Here is an 18,383-nt window from a genome sequence, read left to right on the forward strand (position 1 = left end):
ATCAACATCTCTTCGTCGGCAGCGACCGGGAGCTGCTGGAGACGATCACCCCCGAGCCGGAACACCTCGAAGAGCCGGCTGAGGGGCAGATGATCAGCGATACCCTCTTTCGCTCCACGTTCAAGGTCCACGGCTACATCTATCAACAGAAAGAGATGGCCCCTTTCCATCTGGATCATCTGCTGCGGGTGGTGGCCTTTTGCGACCGCAAAGAGCTCCCCTACTCCCTGGACAAGCTCCGTTATACCCGACATTTCCAGCCTCTGTTTGTGGATGCCAACCTGGGCAGCGTCCCCAAAGGGGCCTCCGACCGGGTCGTGATCTTCGTCGACAATATCGGGGATATCGTCCAGGCAAGGGAGTATGTACGCTTCCAGAGCAGCTGGGCCAAAAGCATCGTCCTCACCCCGCCCAAGACCAAAGTGGAAAATGTCGATCGTCCCTACTGGTTCGAGACCCCGGAAGAGGCGAGAGAAATCCTCAAAAAGGCCCACTTTAACTACGCTTTCGTCTATTCGTTGGACAAAGAGCTGCTCAAAGAGATGCGGGAAGAGGCGACGCTTTTCTGAGTTGGTCACTGGTCATTGGTCATTAGTCATTGGGGCACGGCTTGAGCCGTGCAGTGCGCGACTGAAGTCACGCCTCCAATCGAAGCGTTGCGACGCAACGCATACCACAATTATTCATTATTAACTATTCATTATTCACTACACTCAAAAGGAGTTTTCATGCTCGAAACCATGCTTCGCCTGCAACAACATCTCAACGACGAAACCAACGGCCAAGGCTGGGAACAGGGCATCACCAACCAAGGCAAACGGATAGACTGGCGGCGCTGCATCTGGCTCGAAGCGGCGGAGCTGGTGGAGAGCTACCCCTGGAAACACTGGAAGAACATCGCCGCCCAGCCCGACTATGACAACATCCGCATCGAGGCGGTGGACATCTGGCATTTCGTCATGAGCGAGGCCCTACGCCTCAACGCCTTGGAAAAGGGCGGCGACATCGCCGATCTGGCCCAGCGCATCGTCTCTACCCCGGCCTACGAAGCCTTTGCCGCCGGAGACGGTGCCAAGCCGGCCGATCTCTACGAGCAGATCGAGACCGTCGAATCCTTCGTCGCCGCCCTCTTCGCCGGAGCCAGCGTCGAGGAGCTCACCGCCCGCTTCTTTGATGTGGCGCGGCTGGCAGATCTGGATCTAGCCACCCTCTACAGCCTTTATGTGGGGAAAAACATCCTCAACCGCTTCCGCCAGGATCACGGCTACAAAGAAGGCAGCTACACCAAGATCTGGGACGGACGGGAGGATAACGTCGTGATGCAGAAGCTCCTGGAAAAGAATCCCGGTATCGAACCGGAAGCGCTCTACGACGCCCTCGAATCGGCTTACCCGGGGTGAAGAGAGAATGAATTCTATCGAGCATATCACCCTCCTCAGCACCGGCGGAACCTTCAACAAATATTACGACCCCGTTGCCGGGGAACTCAAAGTCGATCCGCAAGCCCAGGCCGTCAAGCAAATCACCGACGCCTGGTACTGCCACCTGAAACTTGTGCCCATAATCGGCAAAGACAGTCTGGAGATGGAGGAGAAAGACCGAGAGCAGATTGCTCGGTCCATTGAAGAAGAGAGGAACCGAAAGATTCTCGTTGTCCACGGCACCGACACCATGGACCGGAGCGCCGCCTATCTGGCGGAGCGTTTCAATGACCGGCAAATCGTGCTCACCGGCGCCATGATCCCCTACTCCATCGATCCGGTCGAAGCCACCGCCAACCTGGGCTCCGCCCTGGGGTGGATGCTGGGCAACGACACCCCCGGCGTCTATATCGCCATGCACGGATTGATACTTCCTTATGATCGAATCGTCAAAGATCGGCAACGGGGAGTTTTTGTCCGGCGGTAGTTTTGTCGGTTGATCGTTTTTTACCCTGCGCCGTCTCCGGCCGTGTATAATAAGCCACAACAAACACGAAAAGGCGGTTTTTCCATGAAGTATCTCTATCGGATTCTACTTGTGATTCTGACGATGACGCTCCTCCATGCTTCGGAGAAAAGGGCTTTTGTCTGGGTGGATGACGATAACTACTGGCCGGCGATCTATCGGGGGCCGGACGGCAAACCGGCGGGAATTTTCAACGACATTATGACCGAACTCTTTTCCCGCTTGGATATCCCTCTCAAAAAAGCGGTCTATCCCTGGAAACGAGCTCAACAAATGGTCAAAGAGGGGCAAGCCGACGGAATGATAACCATGTACACCCAAAGTCGGCAGGCCTTCACCCGAGCGACCGAACCGATCTGGAACATCGGAGAGACCCTCTTTTTCCGTCGTGACAATCCTCATGGATGCAAGATTCTGCGTATCCAATCCTTTGATGATATGAAGGGGCTGACACTGGTGGAGCTTCAGGGGGCGGGTTGGCCTCAGGAAGAGTATGCGGCCCACGGTATCAAAAAGGTTATTTGGGTCCCCAATGTGGAAAGTGCACTCAACATAATCGCCAAAAGAAGAGCCGATCTTTTTATGATGTTTAACCTCAATGCCCTCAGGATTCTTGTACAGAAGCGTGCTCAACACGCAACACTCTCAGAGGGGTATCAGGACATCGTCGCCATCACTCCGCATTTCACCTCTCTCCCCTTCCGGCTTCTGATCCGCAAAGACTCTCCCTTTGTCAAGAGAATCGACGAGATCAACCGGATCCTCGAGACGATGAAACACGACGGAACCTATCAACGTATCCGACGCAAATATTCCGGGATCACTCCCCCGCTCTAGGAAACGATTCCGATGAAACTCCACCGTTTGTCCAAGCAGATCTCCACCATATTCCATTCCAGACTGACCCTCCGTATCGCCCGCTATATTCTCGGTCTCAGCCTCCTGATCGCCCTGTCGATCTCTGCCTTTGTCACCTACCGCGACTACAACAGAGAGCTCCGCTCTTTAAACGTGGAACTCTCTCAACTGGAACAGTCGGTCAAGGGATCACTGGCTCTGCATCTGTGGCAGCTCAACTTTGACGCCCTCCGGCTCATCCTGGATGATCTGCTCATTGACAGAGACATCGTCCATCTTCGTTTGCGGGACGAACAGGGAAAGGTCCTGATCGAAAAGGGGAAGGAACCGCCTGCCATGCACGCTGTCAAACGCCGTCTTCCCCTCTATTATCAGCCTCGATTCGGTGCCAAGAGGAGCTATCTTGGCGAACTCGACTACACGGCGACAACCGCAAGATTGCGGGAACGGAGCCAAAAAGAGGCTGTTGCTTTGGTGATAGCGCTTTTTGTCTTTTTTATCCTGCTGAGTCTCCTGATGCTCTCTATCTTTTGGGGCTCCGCTGTCCGACATCTGGTGGCGATCAAAGCCTATACACAAAAGATTCGTCTCGGAGGGTATCGGGATGAGATCGGTGAGCTGAAACTCGATAGAAAACGGGGAAAGGGCGCGACAGAGGATGAACTCGACGAGCTTGTAGAGTCTATCAATACAATGCAACGGGAGATCGTTACCCAATACCGTGAGGTAGAGTACCGTTCTCTGCACGATGATCTAACGGATCTGCCCAACAGGCGGCTGATCAAACAGTACCTCTCCGAAACGATCGAAATGTGTCGGAAAGATCGACAATACGGAGCCTTTTTTGCCGTGGATCTGGATAATTTCAGGCTCATCAACGAATCAATGGGACACTTTTCCGGTGATAAGCTTCTGCAGGAAGTGGCTCGCCGATTCAAAGCGCTCTCTCAGCAAAATCCTATCCCCGCCAGAATCTCCGGGGACGAATTCGCCCTCTTGCAACGCAATCTCGGCCCTGACAGAGAATCGGCACGGCAAGAGGCTCTGAAACTCTCGGAGAAGATCCGCACTCTCCTGGCAACACCGGTAAATATTGACGGGAATCTCTTCAGAATAAGTGCCTGTATGGGCATCGCTCTCTTCGGCCCCGACGCCAAAGATGACGTGGTGATCAAACAGGCCGACAATGCCCTCCATCACGCCAAGACCCAAGGACCGGGACATTTGAGCTTTTTTGATCCGGTGATGCAGGTCCGTATTGACAGACGTCTGCAACTCGAACGCCTCATCGAAGGGGCGATAGAAAAGAATCTCTTCTCGATCTACTACCAGCCCAAATACGACGCCTCGCGAAAAATCTATTCAGCGGAAGCGTTGGTGAGATTGCAGGACGAGTCGGGAGGGATCGTCTCTCCCGGAGAGTTCATTCCTCTGCTGGAACAAAGCGGTGCGATCATCGATGTCGGCGACCATATCATCCGATTGGTCTTCGACTTTATCGCCCGCAATCGTGCCCTGCTGGAGGCTTCGGGGCTCCAAAGTATCGCGATCAATGTCTCCCCCACCCAATACACTGCGGAGGGCTTCGCCGAACGGGTGAGTTCTCTCGCCGAAACCTATGCCGTCGATCCTGCTTTCATTACTTTTGAGGTGACCGAAGAAGTTGTCGCCAGTGCTTTTGAAGAGATGATTGACATCATGAGAGCGATGACCCGAAAGGGGTTTCACTTTTCCATCGATGATTTCGGAACGGGCTACTCTTCGCTGCGCTATCTCAAAAACCTTCCGATTTCGGAACTCAAAATCGATAAATCTTTTGTCGACGAAATTCCTCAGGATCTCCGCGCCGGTGCGCTCGTCAAGACCATCATCGATATGGCCCACAACTTCGATCTCGACGTGGTGGCCGAAGGGGTGGAAACCGAAGAGCAGTTCCAGACACTTCTGAGCTATCGCTGCGATCGTTTTCAGGGGTATCTCTTCTCAAAGCCTTTGCCGGAAGAGGCCTTTGGGGATCTGCTGCATCGGAACGATAACGACTGAGAGAAACGTTCCGAGGCAACGCAAAGCGACATTTCTCACTAAGTACTCTGAAGAACTGAAAAGACTCTCCATTGTCATCCTGAACTCGATTCACGATCCACGGTTCAAGCCCCGGATTCCGGATCAAACCCTGAATGACGGAAGTTTTTCAGAGGAGTTAATTCCCTCTAATCTCTCTCCCCGTCTGATCCATCCGGAGCTTCGGGGGCTTTGACGCTGCGGGGGCGCTAACATTGGCCTCCCGCATCTGTTTCTCCAATGCCGCCCGGATCTTTTCGACGGGATGGTTTTTGAAGTAGCCGTTGTAGTAGAGCCATTGGTAGATCTTGGCGGCGATGGGGCCGGCGGCGCTGCCTCCGTGTCCCCCATGCTCGACCAGCACCGTCACCACAAACTCAGGCTTCTTGACCGGGGCGTAGGTGGTGATCCAGGCGTGGGACTTTTTGAAATAGGCCAGATCCTGCTCTTTGACCCGTTTCTTGATCTCCTGGGGGATGGAGACCACCTGGGCGGTTCCGGTCTTGCCCGCGACCTTGATGGGAAGTTTGTGCAACGCCTTGTAAGCGGTCCCCCGACGGTCGTTGCAGACGTCGATCATCCCCTGTCGGATGAGGCTCATGTGGTAAGGGTTGAAATGTAGCTTTATCCGCTTGGGGGTGACTTTTTGACCGTCGAGTTCTTTGGCCAGAGTGGGCGTGGGCAGCTCTCCCGTCGCCAGAAAGGCGGTGTAGCGGGCCACCTGCATGGGGGTGATGTTGTCGTAACCCTGGCCGATGGCGGCGATGACGGTCTCTCCCATATACCAGGGTTGATGATAGCGTTTGCGTTTCCACGCCTTGTCGGGGATGATCCCCCGATACTCCCTGGGCAGGTCGATCCCGGTACGCACGCCCAGGCCGATCTCTTTGAGGGTCTTGGCGATCTTGTCGATGCCAATCTTGAGACTCTTATCGTAGTAGTAAACGTCGCAACTCTCCCGGATCGATTTGCGCAGATCCACATCGCCGTGTCCCCACTTTTTCCAGCAGCGGAACTTGTGTTTGCTCTTGCCGATGGTGATATAGCCTTTGCAGTACTCGTGCTCGTCCAGGATCCCGTGACCCGCCTTGGAGGCGGCCAGGGCCACCCCCATCTTGATCACCGAACCGGGAGGATAGACGGCGTGGATGAATTTGTTGGTGAAGGGGTGTCCCAGGTTGTTTTGCAGCGCCTTCCAATCCTTGACGCTGATCCCCCCGACGAAGAGGTTGGGATCGAAGCTGGGGTTGCTCACCGCCGCCAGCACTTCCCCGGTGGTCCGCATCACCACCACGACCGCCGGGGTTTTTCCCAGGAGATCGTAGATATACTTCTGCAGATCCATATCCAGGTTGACTTTCAGAGAACGGTTGTTGACCGGTTCTTTGCGTTCCAGGACCTTCAGAGCCTTGTTGCGGGCATTGACTTTGCTGAGGATATAGCCCGGTTCCCCCTCCAGCCAGCGGTTGTAGTAACGTTCCAGGCCGCTCTTGCCGGTATAGCCCACGATCTCGGCTACCGGATCGGCGGCGATCTCCCGCCGATTGGCCCGCCCTACGTACCCTACGATATGCGCCGCATAGCGCCCGTAGGGGTAATAGCGCTTGGTCTCGGTCTCGATCTTGACGAAAGGCAGAGCGCTGAGCCGGGCATAATCCCGCATCATTGTGTCATAGGGGATGAAGTCGATCACCTTGATATAGCGGTAGTTATAGGGAGAGTTCTGGCGCCGATAGACCCGCTCCATCACCGTGGCGTTGAGATCGGGGAAATAGTGTTTGAGTGTCGCGATAGCGGCCTGGAGCTCACCCTTTTTGATGCTGAGATGGGGGGCCAGGGAGAGGGAAAAGCCGATTTTGTTGACGGCGAGAAACTTTCCTTTGCTGTCGAAAATCTCTCCCCGAACCGGTTTGAGATAGTTTTTGCGCTCGATATTCTCCTTGGCCAGCCTCTCGTAGTAGAAGTTGGATTTGATGCTGATATGGTAAAGCCGCACGATCAGCACTACCCAGAAGAGCGCAAAGATCAGAAGAACGATTTTGAATCTCACAGGAGCTCCGCCGCGAGAAGATCCATCAGCAGAGAATAGAGCAGCTGACTATTGATCGTGATGCTGGAGGTGGTGAAGATGAAATCGTAGATCTCAATCAGCCCCAGATAGAATAGATCGATGAAGAGGACCGAAAGCAGCGCCACGCAAAGCCGGCAACGTTTGAGAAAGAGCACCGAGGGGTAAAGGCTCAGATAGTAGATCAATACCGCCGCGGGACTCAGCAGCAGGGGTAGGGAGAGATTGATCTCCAGATTGATCAGATAGGCTAGAGGCAGCAGCAGATAGCGCCACCCCTCCCCCTCCAAACCCCGGAGAATCAGATAACCGGCAAAGCCGATAAAGAGCGGCAGGGTCACATAGACCGAGACCAGCATGGGATAGAGCAGGACAAAGGCCGAGATCCCGATCCACGCCAACCAACGCCAGAGTTTCCCCACGGCTATCCTTTGGGCATGACCGGACGGATCAGGGAGACTTCGTTGCAGTTGGGGAAGTGGATGCATTTGATACAGTCGGTCCATATTTTGTGTTCGGGGATGCTCTCTTTGTCGATCTCATGAAATCCGAGTTTTCGAAAGAACTCCGGCAGATAGGTCAGGACCAGGACCTCGGCGACTCCCAGCGCCTCCGCCTCCCGGAGCGCCTCTTCCACGATCCCGCGTCCGATGCCGTGCCCCTGCCAGGTGGGGGCGACGATCAGACTCCGGATCTCCGCCAGGCGCGGCGAATGGATATGCAGCGCTCCATAGCCGACGATCATCCCCTCCGCCTCGGCCAGAATATAACTGCGGATGTTGGTGGCCACTTCATCATCGCTGCGGGGCAGGATCACCCCCTCTTCGACCTCTTTGGCCACGAGGGCCTGCATCTCGGGGATATCCGCGAGCGTCGCTTTGCGGTAACGGATCATTGGAAACGCTCCCCGAAGATCGATTCGAAAATCGCCTGCTGGATCCGTTCCTGACCGCTCTTCTTGAGATTGGAGATGAGGATCGCTCCGGGGAAATCTCGCAGCAGTGCCCCCCGCTCCTTCTGGTTGAGCTTGTCGGCTTTGGTAAAGACCGTCAGATAGCGTTGGTCGGGGCGGAGGAACTCTCCGATATAGCGCGCGACTTCGTCGTCGATCTTGGCATGGGGATGCCGGGCATCCCGCAGGTGGATAAAGAGCCGAATCGCCGTGCGCTCACGGATGAACTCCACCAGGTTTTTCTGCCAGATCTCCTTCATCGACTTGGAGACTTTGGCATACCCGAAGCCGGGCAGATCCACGAAACGGACGGTGTAGTCCTTCTCGTCCAGTTTGTAGTCGATATCGAAAAAGTTGATCAGCCGGGTCTTGCCGGGGGTCGCAGAGCTCTTGGCCAGGTTTTTGCGACCGGCGAGCAGATTGATCGTGGAGCTCTTGCCCACGTTAGAGCGCCCCAGGAAGACCACTTCGCTCAGGCTCTCCTCCACGCTGTCGTTGATGGACTGAGCCGACTTGAGAAACTCGGCCCGCACCGGCCTGGGGATACGAGAGTGCTGCACTTAATGTTTTCCTTTCTTTTTGCCGGTCGCATCTTTCATCGGAAAGACAAATTTCACCGGGCCGTTATGGCCGCTTTTGGCGGTGGCCAGTCCTTTTTTGTTGTCCAGATAGATCTCCTGGCCTTTCATAATACGCTTGTTGATCAGGTCATTGACATCGGCGTGACCGACCAGGCGATAGGTATCTTCCGCTACCCGATAGATCAGACGGTCACAGCTGCCTTTGACATGACGATCGGGGGCTTTGACGATCTCGAAACGCACATGGCCGATAGCCTGATAGACTCTGGCGTTGCCCTCTTTGTCGAAATTGACGATGAACTTTTTCGCGTCGATCCGGCTCTTGCCCTGCATCGCATGGGCATGCCCTTCGAAAATCGCCTTCTGCTCTTTTTCCAGGTGGGTAAAGCGGTCCGCCGTCACCTCCAGGTTCTCCGCCCCCCACAGGAGCGAAGCCGCCGTCATACCCCACAGCATCCTTTTTACCATTTCACAGCTCCTCTAGCCCTTTACAGTCTCTAATTATAGCCAGCTAACGTAACCTCTGCTTCACATCTTTGAGCAGATAATGGGCGAAGACCCGCTCCGCCCGGGTGCGCTTGGGGACGATCTCATAGAAAAAATCGATCCCTTTGACATAGTTTGCTCCCTTTTGCCCGAAAAAGGGACCGATGGAGTTGAGCGTCTTTTTTTGACGATCGTAGATTACCGTCTCGGCCCGAAAGACCGCACCGTCGGTTCGAATCAGGGTCACATTGCCGTCGAGGCGGGTCAGCCGGTCATTGCGCATCGCTTTGCGGGAGCACAGCAGCCGGATATCGGCATTGTGCGTCTGAAAATTCTCCATCCACCATGTCTTACCGATCAGCGTGGCATGGACGGCGGCAAACTCGTTTTTGACGCCGGTGGCATTGACTTCCCGACTTCGGGCTTCGAAGAGTTCCGCTGTTTTCCGAATCTCTTTCTGGGCCTGCTTGGCCCGAGTGATTTCGGTCCGGTTGGCAAACCCCAACCCCAGGGCCAGCAGAAGCATCACCCCCAAAAAGATCTCTAGACGGCTGACCATAGACGGAGATACTCCTCCCACAGGCCTTCACGCTCCAGAAGATCTTCGATCATCTCCCGGACCGCTCCCCGCCCTCCCGGGGCCGTCAATACCCGGTCGACCCGTTCCCGGATCATCGGGACCGCATCGGCGGGGGCGTAGGAGCGGCCTGCCCTTCCCAGCATCCCCCAGTCGTTGAGATCGTCTCCGATGACAGCGACCTCCTCGGCCTCGAGTCCCAGCTCCGCCAGAAGACGCTCCAGCCGTTCCTCTTTGTTCTGAACCGCCTGATAGAGGTGTCGGATCCCCAACTCCTCGGCACGGCGCTCCACGATCTTGGAACGGCGGCCGGTGATGATGGCCGCCTGGCGCCCCAGCCGAACCCAGCTGGCGACGGCCAACCCGTCCTTGACGTCAAAGGCTTTGACCTCGTCTCCTTCAGCGGTGTAAATGATCCGTCCGTCAGTCAGGCAGCCGTCCACATCCAGGACGATCAGACGAATCCCCATCTCAGAGCACCCCTTTGGTACTGGGGACCCCGATACGTTCGTTGGGGGTCACCGCCCGGCGCAGCGCCACGGCAAAGGCTTTGAAGGCCGCTTCGATCAGATGGTGGCGGTTGCGCCCCCGTCTGGCCGTCAGGTGACAGGTCAGAGGCAGGTTGAAAGTCATCGCCCGAAAAAACTCCTCCGTCAGCTCCGTGTCAAACTCCCCTACTTTACCGTCCACAGGAAGTTCATAGACCAGGAAGGGGCGGTGGCTCAGATCGATGTCACACTCCACTGCCGCTTCGTCCATGACCACCACGGCATTGCCGAAACGTTCGATCCCCCGAACCGGATAGATCGCCTCTCCCAGCGCCTGGCCCAGGACGATCCCCACATCCTCAACCGTATGGTGGGCGTCGATGTGCAGATCCCCCCGGCACTCCACCTCCAGATCGATCAGGGCGTGCCGGGCAAAAGACTCCAGCATATGATCGAAGAAACCCACCCCGGTCTCTATGGCCGAATTTCCCTCACCGTACAGATTGAGGGCGATGCGGATCTCGGTCTCTTTGGTACTGCGTTCTTTCTCTATCATCATCGTCTTTCCTTTGGATGCTATGCTTAGTTGCGGACCAGGAACCCGCCGCTTATCCCTTGCTCACGAATATAATCTTTCGCCTCGTCCGCCGAGCCGAAGCCCATGACCCAGACCCGATAGAGCGGCGCACCGTCCACGATGAACTTGCGGATCTGTACCCGTTCGGGGCGGTCCACCGTCGCCGCATAGCGGCGCTGATAGATTTTGGCCCCTTCATAACGCCGGAAAGCCCCCACCTGCACACCGAAGTTGCTCAGCAGTACCCGGGGAGCGGAGGCTTTATGCTCTTTTTGGGCCGGGGTAGGATGATAGACTTTGCCGGCGAAGCCCAGGACCGTCAGCTTGACCCGGGCGGTCCCGGTCCGATCGAGTCCCAGCTTTTTACCGGCGGCATAGGAGCAGTCGATCACCCGTCCTTTGACAAAGGGACCCCGGTCGTTGATCCGCACCACGCAACTACGTCCATTGTCCAGATTCTGCACCCGTACCATCGTGTCCATCGGCCAGGTTTTGTGGGCCGCGGTCATGGCGTTCATATTATACCGTTCCCCGTTGCTGGTCGCCTTGCCGTGAAAGTTGGGGCCGTACCAGCTGGCGATCCCGCTCATGGTATCCCCCACACCGACATAGGTGGGATGATAGGTCCGCCCCCGCACCGTATAGCTGCGCATCGTCGCCCGGTAGCGTGCGGCGGAGGTATGGCCCGGTTGGGTATAACTGCGATGGGAACATCCGGTAAAGACCGTTATGCCGCTCAGCAGTAGACCGGAAATCATACCGTAGCTCAGGATTCTTCTCATCAATTCCGCTTTCTCATTTTTTAATATCAATTCTAACGGCTTTTGGCTTTGATTTTTCTGTCGCTTTTCCTAGAAACGGAGATGGTTTTCATAATAGGCTTTTGTCACCGGGACCATCAAAAGCATACCGGGGTGCAGTGTCGTATCGGGCAGTTCGTTGGCGATGACAAGATCCAGGGGCGTCGCATGGTAGTGCCGGGCAATGCTCCGCAGTGTCTCTTTGGGACGGACGATGTGGGCGATGAGCTTGGCGTAGTGCTTGCGGCGGTAGATCTGCGCCAAGGTCGGCGGCGTATAGTAGGCCCGGTAATAAGGCAGCCGGTCGGCGGGAATAAAGATCTGGGTCAATCCGATCTCCTCCCCCAAATGCCCTCCGGCAAGATGAGGGTTGAGCTTCGCCAGACGTCCCACGTTCATCCGCAGCATCTCGGCGATCTTCTCCAGCGTCGTTCCGCCGTAGATGGTGACCAGCGTTTCGCTATCGGGGAGGATCTCTTGACGGATTTTGCGATCCTGCTGTTTCGGAGAGTTCTTGATCTTCTCTCCCATCATCGACAGCAGCAGGATCTTGCGCAGGTAGTTGCGGGTCTCTTTGGGGAGGTAGGCCCGACGCTCGTCCATCAGCGTGGCAAAGTCATCGGTCCCGGCCCGGCGAATCGCCCGCTGAAGCCTCCCCTCCCCGCAGTTGTAGGCCATCATCACCAGATACCATTTGCCGAACATCCGATAGAGGGTCTGTAGATATTCCGTCGCCGCCCGTGTCGAAGCGATGGGATCGTAGCGCTCGTCCCGGTTTTTATCCACTTCCAGATGAAAACGCCGCGCCGTCGCCGCCATAAACTGCCAAAGCCCCGCCGCCTGTTTGGAAGATTTGGCCGTCGATTTGAAGCCTGATTCGGTCATGGACATATAGATAAAAAGATGGCTCAATCCCCCGGAGCTGAGCAGATCTTTGAAAAGAGGGATGTAGGCTTTGCCCCGATGGAGCGAATTTTCGTAAAAACGGCGGTATTTGGCCTCGTTTTTGGTGACAAATCCCTGAAACCAGGGGTCCCGGATATAGCCGGGATCGATGTCGAACTCCTGCATCACATAACGGTAACTGGGAAACTTCGTCTCAAAAATGGAGAGAGCATTGAGGGTGAGTGGAAGAGCGATGAGGCCCAGGAGGAATCGGCGACGAGGGAGAGGAGTGGGTAGAGCTTTTTTAATGTGGAGTGAGGAGTGAGGAGTGAGGAACCGACTTCGTTTCGTGGGATTGTTATCCCACGAACGGGTGAATGGTGAATGGTGAATGGTGAATGGTTTCGGTTTGCGTTGCTTGGCAACGCTTCTTCTCAAAATCCAAAATCCAAAATCCAAAATCCAAAATCCCCGTTAGTTATATTCCAAAAAGTCGACGGGTATTTTCCCGGCAGACGGCGGTGATCTCTTCGTAGGAGATCCCGGAGAGTTCAGCCATCTTTTGGGCGACGAGGGTGCAGTAGGCGGGTTCGTTGCGCTGGCCGCGGTGGGGATGGGGGGTCAGGTAGGGGCCGTCGGTCTCGATGAGGAGGCGGTCCCTGGGGATCTTCGGATAGACCTCCACCAGCTTCCGGGCGTTTTTGAAGGTGATGACGCCGCCGATGCCGTAGTAGAAGTTGCGCTCGGCCAGTTGGAGCAGCTGATGATCGGCGTTGTAGCAGTGCAGCACCCCGCCCCGCTCTCCGGCGTGCTCTTCCAACAGCGCCTGAGAGTCCCGGCTCGCTTCGCGGATATGAACAATGAGGGGTTTGCCGTGTGCTTTGGCCAGGACGATCTGATCGACAAAGACCTCTTTCTGGATCCGCTTCTCCTCGGCGATCGCCTCTTCGCCTTCGGGCAAACGATAGTAGTCCAGCCCACACTCCCCGACTCCTACACACTTTTCGTGCCCGATATAGCGCTCCAACAGCCCCCGGTCGTAGCGCCGCGCATCGTAGGGATGCACCCCCACGGCAAAAAAGATATCCTCATGGCTCTCCGCCAGCTCCACCGCCCTGGGCAGCGTATCGGGATCGGCCCCGGGGATGATCCAGCGATTCACCCCCGCCGCCCGAGAGCGCGCCAGCACCTCCTCCAGATCTTCGGCATAACGGGGATCATCCAGATGGACATGGGTATCGACGATCATGGGATTGTGTCCTTGGTTTTTGAGGGATATTATATCGAAGAGGGGCGTTTACCTGGAGGGGTCGGCGCACTAAAATTGGCACTCGTTCCCACCGCCCTCGGTAGAGGGATGCATATTTTTGATAGAATGATATAGCAATTCCTTAAGGATTTATTGTGTGCCATATGCATTCCTATGGAAATCGTAGGAACGAAAAAAAGGATAACTTTTGGATTTTCAACTTTGGATGTACTATACAATAGCAATTATGATATTGACGGCATCGCCCGGTCCCACTGTATTGCTCTGTGTGACGAAATCAGCAAACCAAGGTTATAGATACGCCATCTATAGCGCCTTTGGTAGTCTGTTGGCCATCATCGGCATTATCACATTATCATTCACCGGACTTGGTATTGTTATAGCCTCTTCTGATGTGATATTTTCTATTGTTAAATATGTGGGTGCATTATATTTGATTTATCTAGGGTATAAATCTTTGACATCAAAACAGGAAAGTTTTCATTTTTATAAAGATAAAGGCACTAATCAAAAAGAGAGATTTCTATCATTTTTAAGTGGTTTTGTTGTCGGTGCCAGCAATCCAAAAGCCATAGTGTTTTTTGTAGCCCTTTTTCCACAATTTATAAACACAGACAATTCACTATTGATCCAATATTTTATTTTTGTGACAACTTTTGCTATTCTAGAATTATCTTGGCTCTTATTTTATATATATTTAGGTCACAAGTCTTCAAGTTGGTTTCTGAAAAAAGGTAGAGCAAAATTTTTCAATAGAATAACCGGTGGTGTTTTTATCGGTGCCGGTGTCTTGTTGTCGACATCTAGTAAATCGTAAGTGTACCGCTTAAACTCATTTCACTATCCTCGGTATAAGTGCATATTTCGCATTAAATACCGGATACATCCCTGCGGTAACCAAGAACGAAAGAAAACAGGAAATTCCATGACCATCAGAGAAGCTACTCACGAGGACTTTGAAGAGATCTGGCCGATTTTCTACGAAATTGTCAGCGCAGGAGAGACCTACGCCTATCCCAGAGACACAGACAAAGATGAGGCTCGAAAGATCTGGCTGGAGGGGCCGAGAAAGACCTTTGTCCTGACAGAGAACGGAACCATCCTGGGAACCTACTACATCAAGACCAACCACCCCGGGCCGGGTTCCCATGTCTGCAACTGCGGCTATATGGTCGCTTCCGCCGCCAGAGGCAGAGGCCTGGCCGCCGCCATGTGCCTGCACTCTCAGAAAATCGCCAAAGAACTCGGCTACAAAGCCATGCAGTTCAACTTCGTTGCCTCCACAAACGAAGCCGCCGTGCACCTCTGGCAGAAGCTCGGCTTCGAGATCGTGGGGCGCCTGCCCGGAGCCTTCAATCATCCTACCAAAGGTTATGTGGATGCTCTGGTGATGTATAAGTGGCTCTGAAACCCAAACTCGTCTACCATCGGTGGGAATAGATAAGGAACACAAAATTGAAAGCAACAGATATCCCGTTTGTCAGACACATAGGAATAGAAGAAGAAAACAGTGAATTGTCACTGGATTTCAAAAACGATGTGTTGAACCACATAAAAACCATCCATGCAAGCGCCCAGTTCACCCTGGCGGAAACACAAAGCGGTATACACCTCCAAAACCTCTTCCCGGATCTTGAAGGCAAAGTCCTGCCTGTATTGAGAGACGCCCAGATCAAATACAGAAAACCCGCCCAGGAGAAAATCATCGCCTTCGCATCGACAGATGCAGAGGATGTTGCCAAATTCAGATCCCAATTTGAAAAAAGAGGCAGAGCCTCGATTCAGATCAACGTCGACGTGAAAGATGTGAACGGTGTTTTGACATCTCAGGCTGCGTTTACCTGGTTTGTTCAGGCACTCTAAAGGGCTTCGATTCTCGTTCCCACCGCTTTTGGTGGCAATAAAAGAGAAAACCTTACTTCAAACCCTCCAACCGCTCCGCCAAGAAAATCTTCATCACCGCCTGCCGGGCAATTCCCAGACGTTTGGCCTCTCGGTCCAAAAGTTCGATCATCCACAGAGGCAGATCCAGATTGACCCGTTTCTGTTCCAGATTGGGCCGTCGGGCCCTGGACCAATCCACATATTCGTCAATCTCTTCACCTCTGTCAAAGGCTTCTTCAAACTCATTAAAAGTTTTCATAGATTTCAATCTCCTTCTTCCTCGAACGTCTCACGGAGATGATCCGTATACACTCCCCACGATAGGTAATGATCGCAGACCAGTGTTTCCCCCGCATTTTCCCGATACATAGGTATCTCTTTTCGTCAGGGAAGAGCAACGGAGCCTCCACCATCAACGGATCATCCCACAATGCCTGTGCTTCTTCGAAATCGATTCCATGTTTCAGCTCATTCGACAAGCTTTTGTTCATATCATATTCAAAGCACATACAGTTTGTATACCATATTTATTGAAAATAAGTCAAGAAATGAAGCCTTTTGACATCTTTTAACGGGAATGAATTCCCGGTTCCAAAATTCCTCACTCCTCACTCCTCACTCCTCGTTACTAGTTACTAGTTTCTAGTTTCTAGTTTCTAGTTATTCACTGCCGCCAGCTCATTCCCCGTCCTAATCGCATCCAGGCCGAAGCGCTCCCGGATCCGCTGCATCCCTTCACTGATCGCCCGAGCGCGGCGGTCGGCTTCCAGGTCCAGTAGAGAGAGGGTCCGGGGGTGGAGATGGGTGAAGTCCGAGACCGAGAGGGCCAGTTTGATCGCCCCCTCCCCCGGGCGGTGGATCCGGTCGAAGAGTCGGGAGAGTTCCGCCTTGAACAGCGTCTCGCTGAAGATCCGATCCACCCGCACCGCCCCCTTGGCCCGTAGGTTCTGCAGGTAGCGGATCCTCAGGGAGTAGCGGGTGGGGTTGGCGCCCAGCTTCTGGGTGATATAGGCAACGTGTCTGGCCATCACCATGATCCGGCGGCGGAGCTCCTCTGGCTCCACAATGGGGTCAAAGGTGCGGCTGATTCCCACCGACTGGCGGGAGGGGCGGCGGGCGATCCCCTCGCCGTCGATCCCCAGGATCCGGCGGTAGAGCTGCCGCCCCGGGAGCCCCCAGCTCTCGAAAAGCCGCCGCATCGGGATCAGCTCCCCCAGAGTATGCACCCCCCGCTCCTCCAGGCGTCGGCGATAGCCCCGGCCGATGCCCGGGAACTTGTCGATGGGGACCTCCCGGATGAAATCCTCCACATCCTCCACCTTAAGCACCCCGTAGGGTTTGGCGTATTCGGTGGCCAGTTTGGCGGTCCACTTGCTCCGGGCGATGCCGATGGAGACCGGCAGATGAAACTCCCGAAAGATCCGCCGCTGAAGCCCCCGGGCGAAACCCTCCGCCTCCTCGGGCGGGATCCAGCCTCGCAGAACGCCGAAAAACTCGTCGATGCTGAACTGCTCCACCGCCGGGATCTCCCGGGCCAGGAACCCCGCCAAAGCGTGGGAGAGCTGATGGTAGAAGAGCATATCGTTGGGCAGCACGATCAGCTCCGGGCAGAGGCGCAGGGCCTGGGCCAGGGGCATCCCGGTGCGCACCCCTCGCGCTCTGGCCTCGTAGCTGGAAGTGGTGACAATCCCCCGGATCTTTTCCCGGCCGTCGATGCGGTCGATGAAATGCTCCCGAAAGGTTTTGCGGCGATCGCTATAGAAGACCGGCGCGACGAAAGCGCCGTGGTTCTCGTCCATGAGGCGGATGTGAGTGCGGCGGGTGGAGAAGATCTCCAGATTGCTCCGGCCCCCCACCGCCACGGGCACGCCCCGCAACGCCGCATCCCGGCTTCGCTCCGCCGAGACGAAAAAGCTGTCGATGTCGATATGCAGGAACATCACGTCTCCCGGAGCAGCCGGCGGAACTCCCGCACCGCATCCTCGATCCCCTGACGATAGGGCGAGGGCTCCAGCCAGCGGATCTTGCCCAGCTCCCGCTCCAGGCTCTCCTCCATCTCCGTCGGGATCGCCTCGGCCTTTCGGCGGTAGTGCTCACAGAGCGCCGCCAGCCAGCTCAAAGCGGCGATCCGCCCCTTGCGGTAGCGCTCATCCCCCTCGATCCGGCGATTGAAGCGATAGTGGGTCAGTCGGTTGTGTACCTCCTCGTCGAGGCGATCGAGCTGTCGCAGAATCTCTCTCTTCATCCGTCACCTCCAAGCTCCTTGGAGATATTATTTCATAATGAGTTTTATATTTCCAATAATATTTCTATTTGAAATATAAAAAGGTGGCCTATCCGCAGCTTCTCATCCGATAATTTTCGTCAACAAAAGTGCTTCAGCCTCTTCCAGGGAGATGACCTTCCCCTCGGCGGCCAGGGAGGTGGCGGTGATGCCTTCGAGATTGCAGGGGGCGACGCGGTTGTGGGCCTCTAGGTCCACGTCGACATTGAGAGAAACTCCATGGAGACTCACGCCGTTTCGGTAGCGAAAGCCAAGCGACGCGATCTTGCGATTTTCGATATACCATCCGGGACGCTTGGTGTCGTAGCGGGCCTGGGGGAGCAAGTCGGCAAAAAGGGCGTCGTAGGCCCGCCGGACCCTGCGATAAAAGGCGGCGGGCTCCGGTGCCTGGAAGCAAAAATAGGCCACCAGCTGTCCCGGGGAGTGGCAGGTGATCGATCCGCCCCGATCGGTGGGGATCGTCTCCACCGGCCAGCCGCCCGGATCATCGCTGCCGACGGTGTAGCAGAGAGGATGGGAGCAGAAGATCAGATGGTTTTCCCCGTCACGACAGGCCGCGGCGTGGACCTCGTCCATTTTCTCTCTGGCGTCTTCATAGGGGATCGGACCCCAGCGGTGGAGGATCATAAGCGCAAAAAGGCCTTTTCCAGCGATTCGCTGAAGGT

General features: G+C 55.2%; 23 protein-coding genes and 1 pseudogene. 8 read left to right on the forward strand and 16 right to left on the reverse strand.

The window, feature by feature from the left end; genetic code table 11:
- The 5 genes and pseudogenes from F8I07_RS08430 to F8I07_RS08450 form a co-directional block, all read left to right on the forward strand.
- Positions 1-569, forward strand: a pseudogene (locus F8I07_RS08430) (hypothetical protein); the annotation flags it as partial.
- A 159-nt stretch (positions 570-728) separates the two neighbouring features.
- On the forward strand, positions 729-1,400 hold the full coding sequence (locus F8I07_RS08435; RefSeq protein WP_292658305.1) for a dUTP diphosphatase: 672 nt from the start codon (positions 729-731) through the stop codon (positions 1,398-1,400).
- 7 nt (positions 1,401-1,407) lie between these two features.
- On the forward strand, positions 1,408-1,908 hold the full coding sequence (locus F8I07_RS08440) for an asparaginase domain-containing protein (RefSeq protein WP_292658308.1): 501 nt from the start codon (positions 1,408-1,410) through the stop codon (positions 1,906-1,908).
- An 84-nt stretch (positions 1,909-1,992) separates the two neighbouring features.
- Positions 1,993-2,784, forward strand: a complete 792-nt coding sequence (locus tag F8I07_RS08445; protein ID WP_292658312.1) for an ABC transporter substrate-binding protein — start codon at positions 1,993-1,995, stop codon at positions 2,782-2,784.
- A 12-nt stretch (positions 2,785-2,796) separates the two neighbouring features.
- The gene (locus F8I07_RS08450; protein WP_292658314.1) at positions 2,797-4,848 is read left to right on the forward strand and encodes a bifunctional diguanylate cyclase/phosphodiesterase; all 2,052 of its coding nucleotides are present in this window, start codon (positions 2,797-2,799) and stop codon (positions 4,846-4,848) included.
- Between the two features lie 157 nt (positions 4,849-5,005).
- Here F8I07_RS08450 and mrdA read toward each other — a convergent pair whose 3' ends face one another.
- The 11 genes from mrdA to F8I07_RS08505 form a co-directional block, all read right to left on the reverse strand.
- Positions 5,006-6,916, reverse strand: coding sequence for a penicillin-binding protein 2 (gene mrdA, locus F8I07_RS08455; protein ID WP_292658317.1), 1,911 nt, complete (start codon positions 6,914-6,916; stop codon positions 5,006-5,008).
- On the reverse strand, positions 6,913-7,356 hold the full coding sequence (locus F8I07_RS08460; RefSeq protein WP_292658320.1) for a hypothetical protein: 444 nt from the start codon (positions 7,354-7,356) through the stop codon (positions 6,913-6,915). Before F8I07_RS08460 ends, mrdA begins: the two co-directional genes overlap by 4 nt.
- A gap of 2 nt (positions 7,357-7,358) precedes the next feature.
- Complete coding sequence (locus tag F8I07_RS08465) at positions 7,359-7,829, reverse strand: N-acetyltransferase (protein ID WP_292658322.1); 471 nt, start codon at positions 7,827-7,829, stop codon at positions 7,359-7,361.
- Positions 7,826-8,446: a ribosome biogenesis GTP-binding protein YihA/YsxC gene (gene yihA / locus F8I07_RS08470; RefSeq protein ID WP_292658325.1), complete on the reverse strand. Its 621-nt coding sequence runs from the start codon at positions 8,444-8,446 to the stop codon at positions 7,826-7,828. The genes F8I07_RS08465 and yihA overlap by 4 nt, the downstream gene beginning before the upstream one ends.
- Entirely contained in the window at positions 8,447-8,935 is a 489-nt protein-coding gene (gene lptA, locus F8I07_RS08475; protein ID WP_292658328.1) for a lipopolysaccharide transport periplasmic protein LptA, read from the reverse strand. It abuts the gene before it with no gap.
- A gap of 43 nt (positions 8,936-8,978) precedes the next feature.
- Positions 8,979-9,512, reverse strand: a complete 534-nt coding sequence (locus F8I07_RS08480) for a hypothetical protein (protein WP_292658330.1) — start codon at positions 9,510-9,512, stop codon at positions 8,979-8,981.
- Positions 9,497-10,000, reverse strand: a complete 504-nt coding sequence (locus F8I07_RS08485) for an HAD family hydrolase (RefSeq protein WP_292658332.1) — start codon at positions 9,998-10,000, stop codon at positions 9,497-9,499. The genes F8I07_RS08480 and F8I07_RS08485 overlap by 16 nt, the downstream gene beginning before the upstream one ends.
- 1 nt (position 10,001) lies before the next feature.
- Positions 10,002-10,574 carry an imidazoleglycerol-phosphate dehydratase HisB gene (hisB, locus tag F8I07_RS08490; protein WP_292658368.1) on the reverse strand — a complete coding sequence of 191 codons (573 nt, stop codon included), beginning with the start codon at positions 10,572-10,574 and terminating at the stop codon, positions 10,002-10,004.
- A gap of 26 nt (positions 10,575-10,600) precedes the next feature.
- Positions 10,601-11,377, reverse strand: coding sequence for a septal ring lytic transglycosylase RlpA family protein (locus F8I07_RS08495; RefSeq protein WP_292658335.1), 777 nt, complete (start codon positions 11,375-11,377; stop codon positions 10,601-10,603).
- Positions 11,378-11,446: 69 nt separating this feature from the next.
- Complete coding sequence (locus F8I07_RS08500; protein ID WP_292658339.1) at positions 11,447-12,466, reverse strand: lytic transglycosylase domain-containing protein; 1,020 nt, start codon at positions 12,464-12,466, stop codon at positions 11,447-11,449.
- 292 nt (positions 12,467-12,758) lie between these two features.
- Positions 12,759-13,529, reverse strand: coding sequence for a TatD family hydrolase (locus F8I07_RS08505; RefSeq protein ID WP_292658341.1), 771 nt, complete (start codon positions 13,527-13,529; stop codon positions 12,759-12,761).
- A gap of 208 nt (positions 13,530-13,737) precedes the next feature.
- On the opposite strand from F8I07_RS08505, the gene F8I07_RS08510 reads away from it, so the two are divergent.
- The 3 genes from F8I07_RS08510 to F8I07_RS08520 all read left to right on the forward strand — a co-directional run bounded on the left by F8I07_RS08510 (position 13,738) and on the right by F8I07_RS08520 (position 15,413).
- The gene (locus F8I07_RS08510) at positions 13,738-14,367 is read left to right on the forward strand and encodes a LysE family translocator (protein WP_292658344.1); all 630 of its coding nucleotides are present in this window, start codon (positions 13,738-13,740) and stop codon (positions 14,365-14,367) included.
- A gap of 108 nt (positions 14,368-14,475) precedes the next feature.
- A complete protein-coding gene (locus tag F8I07_RS08515; protein ID WP_292658347.1) occupies positions 14,476-14,958 on the forward strand; it encodes a GNAT family N-acetyltransferase in 483 nt (160 codons plus the stop codon).
- A 47-nt stretch (positions 14,959-15,005) separates the two neighbouring features.
- Positions 15,006-15,413 (forward strand): YiiD C-terminal domain-containing protein, encoded by a 408-nt coding sequence (locus F8I07_RS08520; RefSeq protein ID WP_292658350.1) that lies wholly within the window; start codon positions 15,006-15,008, stop codon positions 15,411-15,413.
- Between the two features lie 52 nt (positions 15,414-15,465).
- Here F8I07_RS08520 and F8I07_RS08525 read toward each other — a convergent pair whose 3' ends face one another.
- The 5 genes from F8I07_RS08525 to F8I07_RS08545 all read right to left on the reverse strand — a co-directional run.
- Positions 15,466-15,693 (reverse strand): CopG family antitoxin, encoded by a 228-nt coding sequence (locus tag F8I07_RS08525; RefSeq protein ID WP_292658353.1) that lies wholly within the window; start codon positions 15,691-15,693, stop codon positions 15,466-15,468.
- A complete protein-coding gene (locus tag F8I07_RS08530; protein WP_367264511.1) occupies positions 15,680-15,943 on the reverse strand; it encodes a BrnT family toxin in 264 nt (87 codons plus the stop codon). Before F8I07_RS08530 ends, F8I07_RS08525 begins: the two co-directional genes overlap by 14 nt.
- A 147-nt stretch (positions 15,944-16,090) precedes the next feature.
- On the reverse strand, positions 16,091-17,374 hold the full coding sequence (locus F8I07_RS08535) for a DNA polymerase IV (RefSeq protein WP_292658359.1): 1,284 nt from the start codon (positions 17,372-17,374) through the stop codon (positions 16,091-16,093).
- Positions 17,374-17,679 (reverse strand): hypothetical protein, encoded by a 306-nt coding sequence (locus F8I07_RS08540; RefSeq protein ID WP_292658363.1) that lies wholly within the window; start codon positions 17,677-17,679, stop codon positions 17,374-17,376. The genes F8I07_RS08535 and F8I07_RS08540 overlap by 1 nt, the downstream gene beginning before the upstream one ends.
- A 102-nt stretch (positions 17,680-17,781) precedes the next feature.
- Positions 17,782-18,383: hypothetical protein (locus F8I07_RS08545; protein WP_292658366.1), on the reverse strand; the 602-nt coding region annotated here is incomplete at its 5' end.

Source organism: Nitratifractor sp. (assembly GCF_015487065.1).
In the GTDB taxonomy this organism is placed as follows: Bacteria; Campylobacterota; Campylobacteria; order Campylobacterales; family Sulfurovaceae; genus Nitratifractor.